Source organism: Thalassobacillus devorans (assembly GCF_011761345.1).
In the GTDB taxonomy this organism is placed as follows: domain Bacteria; phylum Bacillota; class Bacilli; order Bacillales; family Halobacillaceae; genus Thalassobacillus; species Thalassobacillus devorans.
The window spans coordinates 1-19,354 of record NZ_JAASRY010000010.1 but is presented as its reverse complement, the minus strand read 5'-3'; the positions used below and the strand labels follow the sequence as shown (position 1 = coordinate 19,354).

22 protein-coding genes are annotated in these 19,354 nt (G+C 42.6%); 1 reads left to right on the top strand and 21 read right to left on the bottom strand.

Going from position 1 to position 19,354, the window contains the following annotated elements; all coding sequences use genetic code 11:
- Window positions 1–189: 189 nt before the first annotated feature.
- From purR to metG, 10 genes are all read right to left on the bottom strand, one after another.
- Window positions 190–1,011: a pur operon repressor gene (purR, locus tag FHS45_RS19465; protein WP_062438452.1), complete on the bottom strand. Its 822-nt coding sequence runs from the start codon at window positions 1,009–1,011 to the stop codon at window positions 190–192.
- A gap of 59 nt (window positions 1,012–1,070) precedes the next feature.
- Window positions 1,071–1,937, bottom strand: a complete 867-nt coding sequence (gene ispE, locus FHS45_RS19460; RefSeq protein ID WP_062438450.1) for a 4-(cytidine 5'-diphospho)-2-C-methyl-D-erythritol kinase — start codon at window positions 1,935–1,937, stop codon at window positions 1,071–1,073.
- 73 nt (window positions 1,938–2,010) lie between these two features.
- Window positions 2,011–2,190, bottom strand: coding sequence for a small, acid-soluble spore protein, alpha/beta type (locus FHS45_RS19455; RefSeq protein ID WP_062438445.1), 180 nt, complete (start codon window positions 2,188–2,190; stop codon window positions 2,011–2,013).
- A gap of 174 nt (window positions 2,191–2,364) precedes the next feature.
- A complete protein-coding gene (gene veg, locus FHS45_RS19450; RefSeq protein ID WP_062438443.1) occupies window positions 2,365–2,622 on the bottom strand; it encodes a biofilm formation stimulator Veg in 258 nt (85 codons plus the stop codon).
- 303 nt (window positions 2,623–2,925) lie between these two features.
- Entirely contained in the window at window positions 2,926–3,843 is a 918-nt protein-coding gene (yabG, locus tag FHS45_RS19445; RefSeq protein ID WP_062438440.1) for a sporulation peptidase YabG, read from the bottom strand.
- Window positions 3,844–3,914: 71 nt separating this feature from the next.
- Window positions 3,915–4,802 carry a 16S rRNA (adenine(1518)-N(6)/adenine(1519)-N(6))-dimethyltransferase RsmA gene (gene rsmA, locus FHS45_RS19440; protein ID WP_062438437.1) on the bottom strand — a complete coding sequence of 296 codons (888 nt, stop codon included), beginning with the start codon at window positions 4,800–4,802 and terminating at the stop codon, window positions 3,915–3,917.
- Window positions 4,795–5,358 (bottom strand): ribonuclease M5, encoded by a 564-nt coding sequence (gene rnmV / locus FHS45_RS19435; RefSeq protein ID WP_062438434.1) that lies wholly within the window; start codon window positions 5,356–5,358, stop codon window positions 4,795–4,797. The genes rsmA and rnmV overlap by 8 nt, the downstream gene beginning before the upstream one ends.
- A 98-nt stretch (window positions 5,359–5,456) precedes the next feature.
- Window positions 5,457–6,743 carry a G5 and 3D domain-containing protein gene (locus tag FHS45_RS19430; RefSeq protein WP_062438430.1) on the bottom strand — a complete coding sequence of 429 codons (1,287 nt, stop codon included), beginning with the start codon at window positions 6,741–6,743 and terminating at the stop codon, window positions 5,457–5,459.
- A gap of 348 nt (window positions 6,744–7,091) precedes the next feature.
- Window positions 7,092–7,862: a TatD family hydrolase gene (locus FHS45_RS19425; protein ID WP_062438427.1), complete on the bottom strand. Its 771-nt coding sequence runs from the start codon at window positions 7,860–7,862 to the stop codon at window positions 7,092–7,094.
- Window positions 7,863–8,670: 808 nt separating this feature from the next.
- On the bottom strand, window positions 8,671–10,620 hold the full coding sequence (gene metG / locus FHS45_RS19420) for a methionine--tRNA ligase (RefSeq protein WP_062438423.1): 1,950 nt from the start codon (window positions 10,618–10,620) through the stop codon (window positions 8,671–8,673).
- A 510-nt stretch (window positions 10,621–11,130) separates the two neighbouring features.
- Between metG and FHS45_RS19415 the strand changes: the two genes are divergently transcribed.
- Complete coding sequence (locus tag FHS45_RS19415) at window positions 11,131–11,406, top strand: AbrB/MazE/SpoVT family DNA-binding domain-containing protein (RefSeq protein WP_062438421.1); 276 nt, start codon at window positions 11,131–11,133, stop codon at window positions 11,404–11,406.
- Between the two features lie 103 nt (window positions 11,407–11,509).
- Here FHS45_RS19415 and rsmI read toward each other — a convergent pair whose 3' ends face one another.
- From rsmI to FHS45_RS19360, 11 genes are all read right to left on the bottom strand, one after another.
- Entirely contained in the window at window positions 11,510–12,382 is an 873-nt protein-coding gene (gene rsmI, locus FHS45_RS19410) for a 16S rRNA (cytidine(1402)-2'-O)-methyltransferase (protein WP_062438418.1), read from the bottom strand.
- Window positions 12,383–12,646 (bottom strand): GIY-YIG nuclease family protein, encoded by a 264-nt coding sequence (locus FHS45_RS19405; RefSeq protein WP_062438415.1) that lies wholly within the window; start codon window positions 12,644–12,646, stop codon window positions 12,383–12,385.
- A complete protein-coding gene (locus FHS45_RS19400; protein WP_062438412.1) occupies window positions 12,636–13,379 on the bottom strand; it encodes a tRNA1(Val) (adenine(37)-N6)-methyltransferase in 744 nt (247 codons plus the stop codon). Before FHS45_RS19400 ends, FHS45_RS19405 begins: the two co-directional genes overlap by 11 nt.
- Window positions 13,380–13,465: 86 nt before the next feature.
- Window positions 13,466–13,819, bottom strand: coding sequence for a DNA replication initiation control protein YabA (yabA, locus tag FHS45_RS19395; RefSeq protein WP_062438530.1), 354 nt, complete (start codon window positions 13,817–13,819; stop codon window positions 13,466–13,468).
- 16 nt (window positions 13,820–13,835) lie between these two features.
- Window positions 13,836–14,663, bottom strand: coding sequence for a PSP1 domain-containing protein (locus tag FHS45_RS19390; protein WP_062438409.1), 828 nt, complete (start codon window positions 14,661–14,663; stop codon window positions 13,836–13,838).
- A 6-nt stretch (window positions 14,664–14,669) separates the two neighbouring features.
- A complete protein-coding gene (gene holB / locus FHS45_RS19385; RefSeq protein WP_062438406.1) occupies window positions 14,670–15,656 on the bottom strand; it encodes a DNA polymerase III subunit delta' in 987 nt (328 codons plus the stop codon).
- A 13-nt stretch (window positions 15,657–15,669) separates the two neighbouring features.
- Window positions 15,670–16,110: a YaaR family protein gene (locus tag FHS45_RS19380; protein ID WP_062438403.1), complete on the bottom strand. Its 441-nt coding sequence runs from the start codon at window positions 16,108–16,110 to the stop codon at window positions 15,670–15,672.
- 20 nt (window positions 16,111–16,130) lie between these two features.
- Window positions 16,131–16,460, bottom strand: a complete 330-nt coding sequence (locus tag FHS45_RS19375) for a cyclic-di-AMP receptor (RefSeq protein ID WP_062438399.1) — start codon at window positions 16,458–16,460, stop codon at window positions 16,131–16,133.
- 43 nt (window positions 16,461–16,503) lie between these two features.
- The gene (tmk, locus tag FHS45_RS19370; RefSeq protein WP_062438397.1) at window positions 16,504–17,148 is read right to left on the bottom strand and encodes a dTMP kinase; all 645 of its coding nucleotides are present in this window, start codon (window positions 17,146–17,148) and stop codon (window positions 16,504–16,506) included.
- 17 nt (window positions 17,149–17,165) lie between these two features.
- Window positions 17,166–18,593: an aminotransferase class I/II-fold pyridoxal phosphate-dependent enzyme gene (locus FHS45_RS19365; protein ID WP_062438394.1), complete on the bottom strand. Its 1,428-nt coding sequence runs from the start codon at window positions 18,591–18,593 to the stop codon at window positions 17,166–17,168.
- Between the two features lie 376 nt (window positions 18,594–18,969).
- A complete protein-coding gene (locus FHS45_RS19360) occupies window positions 18,970–19,152 on the bottom strand; it encodes a sigma factor G inhibitor Gin (RefSeq protein ID WP_229717962.1) in 183 nt (60 codons plus the stop codon).
- Window positions 19,153–19,354: the final 202 nt, after the last annotated feature.

Genomic DNA, 19,354 nt, shown 5'->3' with positions numbered 1-19,354 from the left:
TTCCCAAAAAGAACTTATTACATAAATTCCACAAAACGGCAAAAATTCCTTCTTTATTTAATAAAAATTTTTCACGGTTTGAAGTTTGACAAGAAATTAATAGTATTTAATATAGAAAAAGCGGAACCTCAGCCATTGGTATGACAGGGGTTCCGCTTCTTGTAACCATTTATATACTAATAAATTTTATTAGGTGATTTTATCTAATAAATTTCCAGTTGCAACCTTAATTTGTTTATTACGGTCATCCACATTCAAAATTTGGACGAGGGATAAATAATCTTCTACGACACGGTCTTCGTCTTCATCTTCCGCTTCAGCCAGGACACCGATACCTGCTGTAACGGCGTTAAATTCTTTTAAAAGGTTCTGCATACCTGCGATGGTGCCTCCCGCCTTCATGAAATCATCGATGATCAATACCCTCGAATTTTCCTTCAGGCTGCGCTTCGTCAACACCATCGTTTGGATTTTTTTGGTGGATCCGGAAACATAATTGATACTTACAGTGGACCCTTCCGTCACTTTGGGATCTCGACGTGCAATGACGACCGGAACATTCAAATAAGAAGCTACAGCGTAAGCAAGTGGTATTCCCTTTGTCGCCACTGTCATCACGACATCGACTTCCTTATCGGCAAAGGCTGAAGCAAACAGGCGCCCGATATCACGGACCGTATGGGGGTCACCCAGCAAATCACTCATGAATAAGTAGCCTCCAGGAAGGAGCCGTTCAGGGTCTTCCAGCCGTTCACATAATCGGCTGACAAAAGATTCACTATAGGCTTTGGAAAATTGTGGGATATATTTAACGCCGCCTGCCGCTCCCGATACCGTCTGCAAATAACCAATGCTTTCTTTTTGGAACATCTGGTTGATGATGCCCAAATCTTCACTAATAGAAGATTTAGCCGCCTGATACGTCTCGGAAAAGAACGGCAAGGAGACTAATTCTCTCGGATGATCTAATAAATAGTGGGTCATTGCCACCAGTCGTTCACTTCTTTTCATACGCACACCTCAAAATCCGAATATTATCATCTAATATTACCAGATTCATACGGTTTTAATCAAGTGTTGGAACGGTATCCTAACATACGGACGAGGTATACTTCATCACAAAAACCCTTCAAGCTATTGAATATGCGTTGCGCTCTCGTTTCTTGGTGAGCAAGTGAAAATACCGTAGGGCCACTTCCACTCATCAGCACGGCATCCGCCCCGGCTTGTGCCATTTGATGCTTGATCTGCCTGACTTTTGGATGAAGTTCTAACGTGACAGACTCCAGAACATTGCCGACATTATCACATAGCTGTTTAAAGTCTCCAATTTCAAGTGCCTCGATCATCGATGAAGTATTGGGGTGTTCCCCCTTTTCCCCCTGATATTTTTTGTAGACTGTAGCAGTAGAGACCCCAATGGCAGGTTTTGCAAGGACGACCCAGCAAGCAGGCGGTGCAGGCAGGTTTACGATCTGCTCCCCCCGGCCTTTTGCTAACGCGGTCCCCCCATAAACACAAAAGGAAACATCAGAGCCGATTTCACTCCCTAAACTGGCAAGTTCATCAATGTTCAGCGCAAGCTTCCAAAGACGGTTAACGCCGCGTAGTACAGCCGCCGCATCACTGCTTCCTCCAGCAAGCCCTGCAGCGACAGGGATGTTTTTTTCGATAAATATCCTGACGCCTGCCTCAACCTGGTATGTATCTTTTACTAATTTGGCTGCCCGGTAGGCGAGATTTCTTTCATCATTAGGAACGAACCTGCTTTCAGACTCGATAATGATCTGATCTTCCTCCAACGCCTCCAGCGTAATTCGATCTGCTAAATCAATCGTCGTCATGACCATTTCAACTTCATGAAATCCATCATCACGTTTATATAGAACGTCTAATGAAAGGTTTATTTTCGCCGGCGCTTTTTCATACACATACATGGTTCCACCTACTTTTCCTCATCATTCCTATAGGAGATTGTACCATATTTCCTTTCAAAAAAGGGAGCGTCCATCAGGACCGCTCCCTTATCATTTGTTCCTCGGCCATTTGAATGGCGCGTTTCACGATATTTCCGGCATCGCGGGTTGTAATTCCACCCCAGCCTTCCTTCTTAATCGTGTCATAGAACCCAAGTTCTTTCGCAATTTCTTCTTTAAGGTGATCCGACATAACCCCTCTTCTTCTGCTCATCCGTTTACAGCTCCTTTCAAAAAGCTTAGTTACGGACATTCCTAGCATATGTCATTCAGGGGTATTCATTCAGTAACTAATGGGTAACCACGGGAAAAATTCCCTGACATGATTATGGACTATTTCTGATAAAATGAAAAAGAACAGTAAACCAATGTTTACTGTTCCAGATAGCTAGCTTGTAGCTAGTTTGTTCATTTCATCAAAGCTTAATTCCACAGTTTCCGTAAGTACATCCGCATAGCTATAAGATACTCGTTCAAAAGCATTTTCCTCCTGGTCAAGCTCAACAATGAACACAGATGGATACGTTTCTGCCAGAACACCGGAACGTTGGATGGTCTTTCTCCGTCCTCCATTTGCTGTCAATGTCAATCGCTTACCAATTTGGCCTTCAAGGGATTCTTTTATTTCGAATAACGTTTTAGCCACTACACTCCACCTCACTGTATATAAATATAACACAAGCCATCGACGATGTCAAATAAAAACTTATATTATACCAGTATGACAATTTTAATGTCAATAAAATAATTGCTTGTGTCACGATATCTTTATTATTCCTGAAAAAGGTAAAAATATGTATATTAGAAAAACTGGTTCCATACTTTAATCTTTTAGCAAAGTTATACTTTCTTAAAGTAAAAAATAAAACGGATCAATCTAAAAGGCTAAAGCATAGGAATTAATGCGCTTATTCTCCCTTTTAGATCATCCGTTTATATTCTGGGTACACTAAACTTTTGAATTGGTGTCTTCTTCTTTATCATTTTCTTCATTTTCTTTCTTTTCCAGTATTTCCAAGGAGCGAAAAGGCATACCGACCCTGAGCAGGCCTCGCGTCTCGACCCCGCCAAGCCCCTCTTCACCTGTCAGGGTATTACGCAATACTTCCCTTACATTAACTTTATCCATGAATGACGTATAGGCGATGCGCGCAACGATATAGACAGGATCCAAAGCGTGAATGTTTATTCGCTGTGGTGAGCTTGCGTAATTAGCCCCGGCTTTAATCAACGACTCGAAATGGGATTGACAGGCACCTGCAAAAATAACCAGTTGATCCAGGTGCGATGCCTTACTTCGGATTTCACGAACCGTGTCAACGAAATATTGGGAATGTCGATACGCACGTAAGTCACGAACCGATCCTTTATGCTTGGAAAAAGAATCGTGACCGGTAATGACGACAATATCAGGCTGGATCCTTTCAATTAAGGCTCCTATTTGAATCGGCATTTCTTTTTCACCCATATGGGTTCCATGTACTTGTATGCCTAACTGTTGATAGAGTTGGATGCACTTTTTCAGAAAAAGTTGATCTCCGTCAACATGGAGGACACGTGGAGCTATTTGAAAATAATTATTTTCAAATTTAAAGCCATCTGTCGACTCATGATCCCTTTTTTCTTTCAGCAGCTGATAGTCCTGGCGGAACAACCGATAAGAATAGTCTTCCTGCACTTTCACTTTCTTTTTATGTGCTCGGTATTCTTCACCTGTCACTTTCTTCAAATCAGAAATACGTGCATCTGCCTCCAGCCGGAAATCTTCTCCGAATAAAAGCACCCGATCCTCTTTGACAGATTGAACGCGGAATAACAAGTCGTGTTGATAAGAGATGCGCGTTACTAAATCCCCTTTGACAATCATCTTGCCACCACCTCATACATTTCACTAACATAGCCTATGTGAAATATATGAAGATGTGTACTCCCTAAGGGTTAAACCGTCTTTTGTTTCTCATAAAAAGCATTGGCCAAAATCGCAAATTCTTCCATCGTCAAAGATTCTCCCCTGCGGGATGGCTCAATTGCGATATTCGTCAGAGTTTCCCTGATTTGATCTTTTTCCAGCTTCCCTTTGAAATGACGGGAGAGGTTATTCATCAATGTTTTACGACGCTGACCAAAAGTTGCCTGAACCGTTGAGAAGAAAAAGTCTTCATCGGTGACTTGTACGGGCGGCACGTCACGAAGAATCAACTGCAGGACAGCAGAGTCGACATTTGGCTGGGGCATGAATACGGTTTTAGGGACATTCATCACCACTTTTGCTTCTGTATAGTATTGAACGGCTATCGATAATGATCCGTAGCTTTTTGTATTTGGTGAAGCTGCCATTCGATCTGCCACTTCCTTCTGAATCATCACAGTGATATTGTCGACCGGAAGTCGTTCCATCAATAATTTCATCAAAATAGGGGTTGTAATGTAGTAAGGAAGATTAGCAACAATTTTTAAACTCTGTCCCGCTTCAAAGTTTGTTTTGATCACTTCATGGACGTCCGCTTCTAAAATATCCTTGTTGATGACCGATACATTATTGTATGAAGACAGGGTTTCTTCCAATATCGGGACAAGTCGCTGGTCAATTTCAAAAGCAACCACACGACCAGCATTTCTCGCCAGCTGCTCGGTAAGTGCTCCTATACCCGGCCCTATCTCAATTGCGCCAGACCGTTCATCAACCCCGGCATATCGCACAATATTCTCTAAAATATTGGCATCAATTAAAAAATTTTGTCCCAGACTTTTCTTAAAGGAAAAACCATATTGTTCGAGAATTTCTTTCGTTCTCGTCGGGGTGGCTATTGCTTTTTGGTTATTCATCGTTTTCCTCCTGTATCAACATTTCCATTGTTTGTTCGAATTCCTGTTGCGAAATATGGAACATATTCAGACGCTTCAGTAATTGTTTACCGTTGGTCTTCCCAATTCGAAGGCGTTCCCCCAATTTGTCTCTTCTTCGACTTGCATGGTGCCCACCTAACAATCCATAGGCTAATAAATCGGCCTTTGTAATTTCATTGTTCTCTGTTTCGGTTAATTCATATACAGTGGCGAGAGCTTCTTGAATCGCTTTTAAGGACGCATGCTCAATTCCGATCCCCTGATCAAATTTGGACCTTGCCTGATCTTTCGGTAAAAAAGCATGTTTGCATCCAGGAACGGCATCAGAAATTATCGTACGAATCCGCTCACCTGGAGCATCAGGGTCTGTAAAGATAATGACGCCACGCTTTTCTTTGGCATGTCTGATTCGCTCAATTATTTCCTGGTTGATAGCTGATCCGTTGGATTCAATTGTATCCGCGTCCACCGCTTGCTTTACTTTAGTTGTGTCATCTTTTCCTTCTACCACAATCACTTCTTTAATTTTTCTCACTTATACTCCTCCGTGCAGAAATACGCTAGTAGTTTTCAGCATACCACGAAATGAAGGCAAAAGAAAAAGCAGAGGAGCGGGTCCCCTGCTTGTTGTTATTATTCGAGTATTTTCACTTGCACTGTTTTACGTCCGAAGCTCTGCGCCTTGCTCTTGGAAGACATGAACAGGTCGATCTTATTACCATTGATCGCTCCACCTGTGTCTCCGGCAATTGCATTTCCATACCCTTCTACCCATACTCTTGTACCAAGTGGAATGACGTTCGGATCGACAGCAATAACTTTCGCATCAGGGTTCGCTTTCAGGTTGATGCCTGTCGCCGTAATGCCGGAACAACCACTGCAGCTGGCAGTATAAGCAGTGGCGCTCATTTGCAGTGTTTTGGCCGAGCTATCTGAGTCTCCACGGGAAACTGTGGTGTCACTGTCGTTATTACTTGTGTTCGATTTCTTCGTAGTACTATTATTGGAATCCGAAGATTTACTCGTATTATTTGATGCTTGCGTTACAACTTTCTTTTCCTCTTCTTTTGTACCAATTGCAACGATTTTATTTTGACTTTCCTTTTGCTGTTCTTCCTTGATCAGCTTCCGGTCGATCTCTTCGCCATTTTTCAATGTCACTTCGTACTTCTTTGTGACCAGTCCTTTTTCACCGTCCGTAACCGTTTTTCTTTCCCCTTTCGGAATAGAGCTATCCTGTTTAGTTACTACAGAAAAGTCTATTTCTTCTTCGACTACATCGGTGACTTTTTCTACACGTGTGATTTTCACTGGTGTCTTTTCTGTCAGTTGTTTGGACGCTTGAGGTTTCATTTCATCCAGCTCACCTAACTCGATTTCCTGATCGTTCAGGAAGGCACCGACAGTGGAAGCGGTAGTCCAGACTTTTGTTTTCTCACCGCCATCATTTATGGTGACCTGGAATGCTTTTGCAATTTCTATATTCATACCAGGCTCAATCGGATCCTTTTCCGTATGAGAAACCTCGTCTCGATTTTTAAAATGAAGATCCTGCTCCTCAAAAAACTCTCCGACTGTATCGGCAGTTGTATAATAATCTTTTTGTTCGCCATCGATTACTACATGGACTGGCTCGGCACTTTGATAATCGACTTCCATTCCGTTAGCCAATGCAGTATCTTTTGGATGCGATAATTCATCATATTCTGAGGTGTTGATCTCTAATGTCTGCAGAAGTTCACCCACTGTGTCGGCATGTGTACGTAGCTGGGTTGTTTCCCCGTTATGATTGACAGTGACTTCTGCTTTGGTTGCTTCATGAGTTATAACTCCAAGTAAGGCAAACAATACGGCGCTGCTAATAATAGTTAAGACCAGCGTAGTTTTTGAAGCTGGCAACAACTTAGAAAATATTTTCATGCCCCGTGCCTCCCCCTTTTTGTACTTTAAGAATGTTTATCTTTCTTAAAGGATTAAAGTATAAGAAAAAATTCCTCATAAAAAATAATTGCGTATGTAAAACCAAAGCTTGCTCGCTCGGTTGCACAATACCCAATATACACGTCCGACCTTCGAATTAAAATAACAAACATGTTACAATTCTCATACATTTGTATAATAAAATAGGAATAAAGTACCTTTCATACAAAAATCGACATCAAAAAGACAAGCAACACCACATTTCTGTACGACTTTCTTCCTGTGCTCTTGAATTTAAAAAACCGTCCTCTTTTGAGAGGACGGAAAAAATTCACCGTTTTTATTCTTTTATTGGTGAATGTTGAAGAATTTCAAGGCATTTCTAGTCGTTTTTTCGCTCACTTCTTCCAATGAAACGCCTTTCAAATCAGCAATTTGCTCTGCCACTAATTTAACATAAGCCGGCTCGTTTCGTTTGCCGCGGTTAGGATGAGGAGCTAAAAATGGACAATCGGTCTCTACCAGCAAGTAGTCAAGATCAATCGCTTCTGCCACTTCTTTTGGCCGTTTAGCATTTTTGAAGGTGACTGGTCCCCCGAGAGAAATCATAAAATTCATTTTCACACATTCTTCCGCAATCTCTACGGAACCGCTGTAGCAATGCATGATGCCTCCTACTTCTTCCGCTTTTTCTTCTTTTAAAATATCCACGATATCCTGGGTCGCTTCCCGGTTATGGATAATGATCGGCATGTTCACCTTTTTGGCTAAGTGTATTTGTTTGCGGAACACTTCTTTTTGGACATCAGCAGGAGATTTATCCCAATGATAATCAAGACCCATTTCCCCTAAGGCAACTACCTTCGGGTGGGAAGACAGTTCCTCCAGCCAGTCAAGGTCCATGTCTTCCATGTCAATGGCATCCACGGGATGCCAGCCAACAGCAGCATATATATTATCATGGGACTCTGCGATCTCAATCGCTAATGGAATGGTCTGTCGATCGAATCCCACCACGACCATATATTCTACTCCTTCATCCTTTGCACGTTGGATGACTTCATCGCGATCTTCCTTAAATTGTTCTGCATTTAAATGGACATGTGTATCAAATAACATCATTCCAACCACCTTTCAAAGTTAAGCTTTTTATAGTTATGACTCTGTTAAAACTCCTTGCTGATTTACAATTAATGCTCCCTTTTGCTGAAGACTCAGTTTCGAGATAGTTGGGTCCGTTACCATAAGTGGAAAGGGATGGTCTGGGAAACGACTCGCTTTCCAGCTTCATCGCCTAGACACTCGCGTCATAAGCAGCCCATCAACGGGAAGAAAGATCTCTTCCCTTTTGCTGTTCTGCTTATGCGTGTCGTGTCTCTCAAGGCGATTACGCATTCATTTCTTTCCTGCGGGGGACCTGGCGAGCTTCCTCGGGCTACGCCCTGCGGGATCTCGCCTAGCCCCTTCTCCCGCGGGAGTCTCCCCGTTTCCCTGCCCATCCAGCTATTTTTGTAATAAACGGACCCTTCAAAAGGGGAAAGAGCTACAATAAAACCTTTATCCTCAGGCATTAAGAAAGGATGTAAGGGTACCAAAATCTTCTTTCTATTATCATAGGGCATTTTTTAAAAGTGTGATTTCGAGAACTTCCTATGGCAAAGGGGCGTAGGGAAACGGTGAGACTCCTGTGGGATATGCGGGATCGCTGAGGCCCCGCAAGGCGAAGCCTGAGGAGACTCAGCACACGCCCACGGAAAGCGAATCGTTTCCCGGAGCCCCTAATCCCCAATAAATATCTCGAAATCAAGTCTTCGACTTTTCGGCCCTTTAGTGGAATAAGACTCTTATGGTAAATCAAAATAAATGTTCTTAACAGAGGCTTTTATAAGCAAAGGGAAAGCCATTTTTAGCTTTCCCTTTTGTCCAATTATTTAACTTTCGCGCCATTTTCCAGGGTCTGGTCAATAGAAGCTAAGGCAAGTTTACCGCTCTCATCTTCACCAGCTAAAATCATTCCCTGGGAAAGTTCGCCGCGAAGTTTGACAGGCTTCAGGTTTGTTACACATATAACTTTCTTCCCGATCAGCTCTTCCGGCGTATAATGTTCTGCAATCCCTGATACTACCTGGCGCTTTTCATAACCAAGGTTTAATTGAATTCTTAGCAGTTTATCTGCTTTTTTTATCTTGTCTACCTGCGTTACTTCCGCTACACGGAAATCCAGTTTCATGAAGTCGTCAATCGTAACTTCTTCTGACTGTTCTTCCTTCTTCGGCTCTGGTTTTGCTGCAGGCTTTTTCATCATGTCTTTGATTGCTTGAATTTCAACCTCAGCGTCAAGGCGAGGGAAGATAGGATCGTCTTTTTGAACATTGGTCCCTTCAGGAAGCATCCCGATTTGTTCCAGGCTGTCCCATTGCTTCAACTCTTCCTGGTCTACTCCAAGCTGCTTGAAAATTTTCTCCGGAGTCTGCGTCAGGAATGGCTGCAGCATGACAGCGATATGACGCAAGGATTCGGCCAGGTGTGCCATCACATTGCCAAGGCGTTCTTTCTTACCTTCATCCTTCGCCAATACCCATGGCTGTGTTTCATCAATATATTTGTTGGTGCGGCTGACAAAAGTCCAAAGCTGGGAGAGAGCTACCGAAAATTCCATATTTTCCAGGTTATCTTCTACTTGTGCTTTAGTATCTTTCGCCAGTTGCTCCAGGTTCTCATCATATTGATCTTCACCAGCCTTAAATGCCGGAATCTCGCCGCCAAAGTACTTACTGATCATTGCCACCGTACGATTCAACAAGTTCCCTAAATCATTGGCAAGATCATAATTGGTACGTTCGACGAACCCTTCCGGCGTAAATACACCATCAGAGCCGAATGGCACTTCACGAAGCAAGTAATATCGAAGGGCATCGAGTCCATAACGATCAATCAGTTTCACCGGATCGACGACATTTCCTTTTGATTTGGACATTTTGCCGTCTTTCATCAGAATCCACCCGTGAGCGAAGACTTTCTTCGGTAGAGGCAAGTCCAAAGCCATCAGCATAATCGGCCAGTAAATCGTATGGAACCGTACGATTTCTTTTCCGACAAGATGAACATCCGCCGGCCAATATTGTTGATACCTGTCATCATTGTCCGTGCCATAACCCAGCGCAGTGATGTAATTACTGAGTGCATCAATCCACACATAAATAACGTGCTCGGCGTTACCTGGGACTTGTACACCCCAGTCGAAGGTGGTACGAGAAACAGCCAGATCTTCCAACCCTGGCTTGATAAAGTTATTGACCATTTCATTTTTACGGCTTTCCGGCTGGATGAACTCCGGATTTTCTTCATAGAAGGCAAGCAGCTGGTCGACATACTTGCTCATCTTAAAGAAATAAGATTCTTCTTTTACCTTTTCCACCGGGCCTCCACAGTCAGGGCATTTTCCATTATCCAGCTGACGCTCTGTGAAGAAGGATTCACAAGGCGTACAATACCAGCCTTCATACTGATCGAGGTAGATATCCCCCTTTTCAAGCAAGTGGGAGAAAATCTTTTCGACAATATTTTTATGACGGTCCTGGGTCGTGCGGATGAAATCGTCATAGGAAATATCAAGCTTTTCCCATAGATCCTTGATTCCACTTACGATATCATCTACGTAGGCTTGAGGCGTGACATCTTGCTCTTTTGCTTTACGCTGGATTTTTTGACCGTGCTCATCCGTTCCAGTCAAATACATCACATCAAACCCTCGTAAACGTTTATACCTCGCCATCGCATCTCCTGCTACGGTAGTGTAGGCATGACCGATATGGAGATTGCCGCTTGGATAGTAGATTGGTGTTGTAATATAGAATGTATTCTTTTCTTCTGGCATCCTTTTCCCTCCTCAGACTATATTCGAAAGGCTAGCGTCTAGCCTTTATTGAATAACTTTCCGTATCTCCTTATTGTATCGATTTATATAAAGGATTTCCATTCCTAACATTAAAATATACCGTAGAAACCTATGAAATTCAAAAAATGACCCAGGAACAAAGATAGATTATTGAGCGCATATCAAAGTAATTTTATATTTTTTGTCGAAACACCCCCATATACTGACAGAAATCTGTCGAATGGTATGGTCGGAATCCCTGGTAAAGATATTCAATTAATTGTAATAAATTATCAAAAATGTTACAAAGTTGAATCTTGAAAAACCAGCAATATCCCAACATGGATACTAAATACTTCAATAACGTACTATATCTAGTAGCTTTAACGAGTTAATGTGTTGAGACAATTGGAAAAATTAAGAATTGACATAGCTGGCAAAGGTTGGTATTATGACCTTAGACAGATGTCGAAATCTGGCGAAAATTTTTGATTGAGGGGAGAAACAAAAATGAAATCTACTGGTATTGTAAGAAAAGTTGATGAACTTGGACGCGTAGTTATTCCGATTGAGCTTCGTCGCACATTAGGAATCAACGAAAAGGACGCATTGGAAATCTATGTGGATGATGATCGGATTGTATTGAAAAAATATAAGCCGAACATGACATGCCACGTTACTGGTGAGGTATCTGAGGACAACCTTTCTCTAGCAAATGGCAAATTGGTACTCAGCCGCGAAGGCGCGAGCAAATTGATGAAAGAAATCGAGGACAGCATTAAATAAGTAAAACAGATAAAGAGACAGAGATGTAAAATAAAAAAAGCACTGACTGAAACGACTGGCAGTCAGTGCTTTTTTAAATTCCATGACGGTTGAAAGGAACATGCTATTCTTCTACATGGTACGCTTGATACACCTCACGTTTTGGAAGTTTACGGTCGATTGCCGCTTGCTTGATCGCTTGTTTACTGGACATGTCCTCGTTATTAATGTAATGCTCAACATGATCGATAACCGATAAACTGCTCCACCATAGCTCATCCTGTAGTACCTCAGTCTTATTACCCTCCACCACAATACAAAACTCTCCGCGAAGTTCATTTGTTTCCGCCCACTCGAGCACTTCGTCGATATTTCCCCGGAGGTATTCTTCATAGCGCTTCGTCAGCTCCCTCGATAAAGAAGCTTTCCGTTTTCCTAACACATTCTGTATCGCTTTTAAGGTTTCTTTCAAGCGGTGCGGCGATTCATAAAATACGAGTGTGGATCTAAAAGACTTGATACCCTCCAATTCTTGTTCCCGGTCCTTTTTTTTGCGCGGCAAAAACCCATAGAAATAAAACTTTTCTGTTTCCAGCCCTGATCCAATTAAAGCGCATAGAGCTGCGTTCGCTCCGGGAAGTACAACCACCGGAATATTGCTGGCGATAGCAGATTGGATCAGTTCATAACCAGGATCAGATATTCCCGGCATTCCAGCATCACTGACGATGGCAAGGTCCTCTCCGTTTTCCAGTATCTCGATTAACTGATTTTCACGGGCGTGCTTGTTATGTTCATGGTAACTTACCAAAGGCGTATGAATGTCAAAGTGACTCAATAACTTTTTTGTGTTGCGCGTATCTTCGGCAGCTATTTTAGCAGCTTCCTGTAACGTTCGGACAGCCCGGAAGGTCATATCTTCGAGGTTACCGATTGGCGTTGGCACAATATAAAGTGTGCCATAATCAGATGCAGCAAAACTTTTTTGTATTTCCATTCAGTCTCCCTCACTCTTTAAAGCAATCAATGCTTCTTTTTTAATCCTGCTCAACCGTTTTATTTGAAATTCCTTGCGCATGGCGGCTGTTTTTGTTTCGAAACTTTCCCAGTACACCAGTTCAAATGGGCCGCGGCCTCTGGTGTACTTTGCACCTTTGCCCCTTTCATGTTTGGCGAGGCGCTGTTCTAAATTATTGGTATACCCCGTATATAAGGAACCATCATTGCATTTCAACATATATACATAATGGCTATTTTCCATAAAGGATGTTCCTTAACTCATCCGTATATTCACCCTCATTCGTGAAGGCATAGAGTGGTGGGAGGATTTTCAGATCGGCATTCCCGTCCTTGATTCCTTCCACCAGTAAAATATTAGCTTCTTTTCCCACTTTCGGGTACACGAGTCGGAGCCGTTTCGGTTCGATTTTATTTTTTCGAAACAGCGTCAATATATCTGCCATCCTGCCCGGTCTGTGTACCATAGATACCTTTCCTCCAGAGCGGACAAGCTTACTGCACGATTGTACCACTTCATCAAGGGAACAGTATATTTCATGTCGGGCGATCGTCAAGTAATCATTTAGGTTCTGCTCTTTTTTCCGAGGTGTAGGAAAATAGGGAGGATTGACGGTCACTAAATCGAACTTTCGGTTCCCGTATCGTCCTGGCATGTCCTTCAAATCACCATGGATCATTTCCAGTTGACCCTCCAACTGGTTCAGTTCGACATTGCGCACCGCCATATCATATAACCGTTCTTGAATTTCAACTCCTGTTATTTGGGCTTTCGAGCGACGGGACAGGAGCAGGGGAATGACACCATTCCCTGTGCATAAATCAATGATTTTCCCTCTCTTGATTGGAACGTAGGTGAAGTCAGCAAGCAAGACCGCATCGAGGGAAAATGCAAAAGCGCTAGGACTTTGGATGATTTGCATCGTCTCATCCGCTAATAAATCATCTATCCGTTCATCATCTTTCAATACAACCATCTGTTTTCCAGCTACCTTTCTTACTCATTTCTATTATCTTATAAAAAGAAAGCCTCTCCTTATGGGAAGGAAAGGCGGTGTTCCGTTTATTTTTTCTTGTTCAGGAACGATAGACAGAACAAACAATCTTCATCTCTTGGACTGCCAAAATGTAAGTTGCAAATGTGGAAGCCTTCTTCATATAACCGGGCGAGGTTATCATAACCTTCCCCTACATATGAATCCTTGGAAGTGGTTTTTCCTTTTGATGCTTGTTGCCGGTCAGGCACTTCTGTCTCCCTGTCCAGCCGCTTCCTTAAGTGGTGGTTTTCCAGGGATAAGTGTTGGTTCTCCTCTAAAAGATGCGCCAACTGGGTTTTTAAATCACCTAATTGCTGATATAGTTCTCCAATTTGTGATTCTAAATGGGATACTTGCTCGAAAATTTCTTTCTTGTTCACGCTTCCTTCCACCCCGTCATTCTGTGGCTTGGGTTGAAACGGCTCCTTCATCAATTAAATCCTGCAACGTATATTCAAGGGTACGTTCGAGCTCAGGGAATTCAATTTGAACAAGGCGTTCCAGCATATTGATTCCTACGACTTTTCCTTTACCCATTGAAGTGGTAATCCGCTGACCAAGATCAGGAAGTTCACGTTTGGCTGCTTCATAGTCATCGTTCTCATACTTTAAGCAGCACATCAAACGTCCACATAGTCCTGAAATTTTCGCCGGGTTCAGCGAGAGGTTTTGATCCTTGGCCATTTTAATGGAAACTGGTTCAAAATCACCAAGGAATGTGGAGCAGCATAACATTCTTCCGCAAGGTCCGATACCGCCAAGCAGCTTCGCTTCATCCCGTACTCCGATTTGGCGAAGTTCAATCCTGGTTTTGAATACAGATGCCAAATCTTTAACAAGTGTCCGGAAGTCTACTCGCCCATCGGCAGTAAAATAAAAAATCACCTTATTGCGGTCAAATGTATATTCCACATCAACAAGCTTCATATCAAGCTTGTGGTCTTTAATCTTTTCTTCGCAGACAGCGAAAGCTTCCTTTGCATTTTCTTTATTCTCGGTCACCGTCAATTTATCTTTTTCATCTGCGATCCGGATGACCTTTTTTAAAGGCAATACAATGTCTTCTTCGTCTACCTGCCGGTTGGCAATGACCACTTTCCCGAATTCGATCCCACGGACTGTTTCTACTATTACGTAATCATCCGTGGACATCTGGATGTTCCTTGGGTCAAAATAATATATTTTACCCGCTTGTTTAAAGCGGATGCCTATCACTTCGATCAATTATGATCACCTCTTCAAGTGAAGTGTAAGTTGTTCCATCACAAGGGTTGGATGGACATTCTGATTTATCTTCCGCTTCGCCTCAAGGATAGATGATAAGCCGCTGACTGCGTTTTGACGCGTCAAGGTCATAGACATTTGCTCCATTCTATCTCTTTCTTGCTGGTAAATGATGGCCTCTTCCCGTTCCAACTCATGATTGATCATGTCCTTATACCAGAACATCAATAAGTCCAAACCGCGTTGAAGCTGCTCTCTTTCCTTAAAATGAGGCATCCACTGATGATTGATAAATAAAAGCGCTTCATTTGGTTTATTGTTCAGCACTTCTATTAATTGTATCACTAATTTTCGTGCATTAGCAAACCAATCATCCGCTTGAATTTCCAATGCTTCCGACAAATTATTCGTCATTTGCGAAAGCAGTTTTGCATTTGATTCACTTACACCTTCACCGGTCAGTCTCTCTTCGATACCCTGAGAATTGAGCGGCTGAAAAGCCATCAACTGGCACCTGGAACGAATCGTATCCAGAATAGCATGACTGTTTTCGGTCAGTAGCATGGCTGTTGTCTGCTTACTGGGTTCCTCCAGAAACTTGAGCAGTCGGTTTGCAGCATTGACCGTCATTTTGTCAGCACTTTCGACAATATAGACTTTTTGATTCGATTCCAGGCCCGTATAGGTGAATTCTTTTTGGAGGTGAAGAATTTGATCTTTTTTTATCGACTGCCCATCCGGCTTGATCCAATGAAGATCCGGATGGTTTCCTGAGTGAATTCTTTTACAGGCATTGCATTGATGGCATGGTTCTGCCCCATCCCGATTTGGACAAAAAATTGCTTTTGCAAATAACAGACTTATCTCCCTTTTTCCTGTTCCTTGGGAACCCTGGAAGAGATAGGCGTGTGATATACGATTTTTATTAAAGCTGTTGATCAGCATTTTACTGACTAGGGGTTGGACTTGTTTCATATCTTCCCATGTATGCATTACGATTCCGCCCTTAAGTATACAAATTGATTAATAAACCCTTGACCTCACCAACTATCCCTAAAATATCAATCGACCTTTTCTCCTGATCCATTACAGCGGTTGTCAGCTCGGTCAATTTTTCATCAATCGCTTCAATGGTAGTAAGCTTTCGGGTTTGTCCATCCATACTCCAATTGTGGGAATGACGGGTAGTCATGCCGGACTCCACTGTTTCCTGGAGAAAGCTTTTGATCATCCGCTTATATTTAGCCAGATCCCGGAAAGACCGATGACGGGCTACACGTTCACCCTGTGCACTAATATCCCCTAATAATTTATGGAGCTCCTGCTCCTTCATTTTATGATTATGAGATTGTACAAGCGCATCGAATTCTTTCCGGCCTTTCCCGCTAGTGTTAGAGGGTTTTTGAGCGGCATCTATCTGCGCGCGTATTTCCTGACTGATTTTCACGTTCCATAAACCCCTTTACACTAAAATTGGAAATAGGATTCTACTGGCAAGATAAAAACGGTCGCACCACCAACTTCTACTTTGACCGGTTTTGGAATGTAGGAGTCAGCATTTCCTCCCATTGGAGAAATAGGTGCAACCATTTGTTCCCGCTGACTACAATTATCTTTGATGATTTCTAATGCTTCATCGACATTTTCATCATTACAACCGATCATTAATGTGGTATTTCCTGCTTTCAGGAATCCGCCTGTAGTAGCTAATTTAGTCGATTGGAAGTTATGCTCTGCTAAAGCGTCCGTCAAACGACTACTATCCTTATCCTGAATAACAGCAATGATCATTTTCATAACATTGCAGCCTCCCGTTTCCTTTTTTATATTATATCAAATATCAGCTATTACAATTACTATTTACCAAATATGGCTGCAGCTCTCGCAGAACTTTTTTTTGAACAGCCTCTAACGATTGTGAGGCGTCTATAACATGGATACGTTCAGGAAATTTTTCTATCAGCTTCTGATATGCCTCATAGACTTGATAATGAAAATCCAGCTTTTCCATGTCCAGACGATTTTGCTCCCTGCCTTTATTAGCAGCAATTCTTTTTAGACCGTCCTCCGGCTTGATATCAAAAAATAAAGTAATATCCGGCATGCGGTTTTCGATGGCAAACTGATTGATCTGGAATACTTCATCCATGCCGAGGCCACGCGCATAGCCTTGATAAGCCAAACTGCTGTCAACAAAACGGTCGCAAAGCACAACCTTCCCTTCCTTCAATGCAGGCAGTACTTTTTCAACGAGATGCTGCCTACGTGCAGCAGCATATAATAATGCTTCTGTACGTCCATCCATTGAAGTATGAGCCGGGTCCAGGATGATATGACGAATCTTTTCTGCTATTTCAATACCACCAGGCTCTCTGGTTGCTAATACATCATAACCCTTAGTATTTAATTCTTCTGCAACAGTTTTAAGCACAGAAGTTTTTCCTGCGCCTTCGCCGCCTTCAAACGTTATAAATATTCCTTCCACACTCATTCTCCTCAAATCTATTTAAAGGTGACCATTCCCTCTTTAATTTCCTCATTATGAAAACGGGTACCCTGGTCAATTAACTGCACTATTTGTTCTATATGTTTCTTTGTAATTGTTTCCCCTTTTACCAGCAGAGGGACACCGGGAGGATAGGGTACTACCGGCTGAGCCGCTACCTTACCTGCTGCCTCCTGCCATGGGGTGAATACGCTTTGCATCTTTTTCATTTTTTCATAAGAAAACGTTAGTTCCTGAATCGTTTCCGTATACAGGCTGACCGTCTTTATTGTAGCATGCTTTCGTGTTGTTTTTAATTGTTCGTTAACGATAGAAATCGAGTTTTTAAGGCGACATAAATTAATGTATTCCCCTAGCCCTGTTACGAGCAATAGCTGATCGGGAAGTGCCAGTTCCGGAAATACGCCTGCATCCTCCAATAGAGCTGCTATTTGAAGGCCATTCCAGCCTCGATCTGCCTGCAGAGTGATTTTAAGAGGATCATCACACCTGCTAACTGGCAGTACGGTCCACCCGTCCCCTTCAGCTAAAATTTCTCTGATTTTCGATGCATGCTGAATAGCCCTCCCAACCATCTCTTCGGTGGCGTTAGCTAGAAAATGCCGGGCTAAGTCCAGGCTCGCCATGAGAGGATAAGAAGGACTGCTCGATTGGAAAACTTGAAGAAAATAACGGAGCCTTTCGAAATCAATACGCTCCCCGTTTGCATGGAGCAGTGAAGCCATGGTCATAGCGGGTGCCATTTTATGCGCTGATTGGACGACGATGTCTGCCCCTGCTTCTAAAGCGGGGGGAGGAAAAGGACGGCCTAAGTGGAAGTGAATGCCATGAGCCTCATCAACCAGTACAGGTACTTCAAAATGATGGACTGTCTTGATGATTTCTTCCATTTCATATGTACGGCCAAAGTAGTCTGGATAAGTTAATACCAGTCCTTTTGCTTCTGGAAAACGAACCAGTGCTTCCTCTACTATTTCCACCTCTATTTTGCTGTATCTTGCTGATTGTTCCTCATAGCTGGCCGCCAAAAAGACGGGCTGAGCCCCAGCCAGTTCTAAACCATGTAAAATGGATTTGTGACAATTCCGCTGGACAATCACCTTATCTCCCGCCTGACATATCGTTAGGAGCATCGCCAGGTTTCCAGCAGTACTTCCATTAATTAAAAAGTAGGATGAATCACTGTGAAAGAAATCAGCCGCCAATGCTTGTGCCTGTTGTATTGGTCCGTGTGCATCATGTAAATCATCCATACCGGTAATCTCCGTAGCATCCATCTGAAGGAGCGATTGAAACTCATCCATACCTCGGCTTGAAAATATTTTTCCATTTTTATGCCCTGGTACATGGTAGGAGTCAAGTTCGCGATTTTTATAATTCACCAGCATATCGTAAAGTGGCGTGTTTGTTTGGTCTAAAGACATAAAAGGCTACCCCTTTTTAGTTACAATGAAAATCCCCTTCATCTTATCTAACTCACCGAGTGATTACAAGCATAGACGCTGGTAAGAGGCTTATTCAACTAAAGGGCCGAAAAGTCGAAGACTTGATTTCGAGATAATTTGGGTCCGTTGCCGAATCAGGAGTAAGGGCGGCTGTTATAAACATTAACGAACCCGCGAACTATCCGAATGCAAGGTTCCTTGCTTTGTAATTGCATAGAAGCCGCTTTTCCCTCAATTTATAGCTTTTATTACCAACGTAGAGCGTTTCCGTTACCCATACAAGCGTAAGGAGGGCCGGGAAATTGCGAGACTCCGATGAAAAAAGACCTTCGCTTGGACTGCGAAGATCTTCATGTTAAGAATGAATTTTTGAGGGCACTATATTTTTCAACTTATTAATATAAAAAGAATATCTAGCATCTCCAGGTTCTGTTTCTATGATTTCTTTCTCACAAGTTTCACAAACAAATAATTGATAGATATGAATGCCCTCTGTCGTATTACGCTCACATATGCCACAGCGATTGATTGATTTCAACACTATCACCTCCATGGCTTTAGTATGGACCAATCTATCATCTCTTATACTATTTTTTCAGTGTATTTTAACATGCTCGTACAATGCTAGATACAAAATAAACCCGGAAGCTTTGGGAAACTTCCGGGTTTTTCGATTGCCTAGCGGCGTCCTACTCTCACGGGGATAAACCCGACTACCATCGGCGCTGGAGAGCTTAACT

Excerpts from the sequence above, each read along its gene's own strand:
- purR (WP_062438452.1), bottom strand. The coding sequence starts at position 1,011 with ATGAAAAGAAGTGAACGACTGGTGGCAATGACCCACTATTTATTAGAT.
- ispE (WP_062438450.1), bottom strand. The coding sequence starts at position 1,937 with ATGTATGTGTATGAAAAAGCGCCGGCGAAAATAAACCTTTCATTAGAC.
- FHS45_RS19455 (WP_062438445.1), bottom strand. The coding sequence starts at position 2,190 with ATGAGCAGAAGAAGAGGGGTTATGTCGGATCACCTTAAAGAAGAAATT.
- yabG (WP_062438440.1), bottom strand. The coding sequence starts at position 3,843 with ATGATTGTCAAAGGGGATTTAGTAACGCGCATCTCTTATCAACACGAC.
- rsmA (WP_062438437.1), bottom strand. The coding sequence starts at position 4,802 with ATGAATAACCAAAAAGCAATAGCCACCCCGACGAGAACGAAAGAAATT.
- FHS45_RS19430 (WP_062438430.1), bottom strand. The coding sequence starts at position 6,743 with ATGAAAATATTTTCTAAGTTGTTGCCAGCTTCAAAAACTACGCTGGTC.
- FHS45_RS19425 (WP_062438427.1), bottom strand. The coding sequence starts at position 7,862 with ATGTTATTTGATACACATGTCCATTTAAATGCAGAACAATTTAAGGAA.
- metG (WP_062438423.1), bottom strand. The coding sequence starts at position 10,620 with ATGCCAGAAGAAAAGAATACATTCTATATTACAACACCAATCTACTAT.
- FHS45_RS19415 (WP_062438421.1), top strand. The coding sequence starts at position 11,131 with ATGAAATCTACTGGTATTGTAAGAAAAGTTGATGAACTTGGACGCGTA.
- rsmI (WP_062438418.1), bottom strand. The coding sequence starts at position 12,382 with ATGGAAATACAAAAAAGTTTTGCTGCATCTGATTATGGCACACTTTAT.
- FHS45_RS19405 (WP_062438415.1), bottom strand. The coding sequence starts at position 12,646 with ATGGAAAATAGCCATTATGTATATATGTTGAAATGCAATGATGGTTCC.
- FHS45_RS19400 (WP_062438412.1), bottom strand. The coding sequence starts at position 13,379 with ATGGTTGTATTGAAAGATGATGAACGGATAGATGATTTATTAGCGGAT.
- holB (WP_062438406.1), bottom strand. The coding sequence starts at position 15,656 with ATGCATACATGGGAAGATATGAAACAAGTCCAACCCCTAGTCAGTAAA.
- FHS45_RS19375 (WP_062438399.1), bottom strand. The coding sequence starts at position 16,460 with ATGAAAATGATCATTGCTGTTATTCAGGATAAGGATAGTAGTCGTTTG.
- FHS45_RS19365 (WP_062438394.1), bottom strand. The coding sequence starts at position 18,593 with ATGTCTTTAGACCAAACAAACACGCCACTTTACGATATGCTGGTGAAT.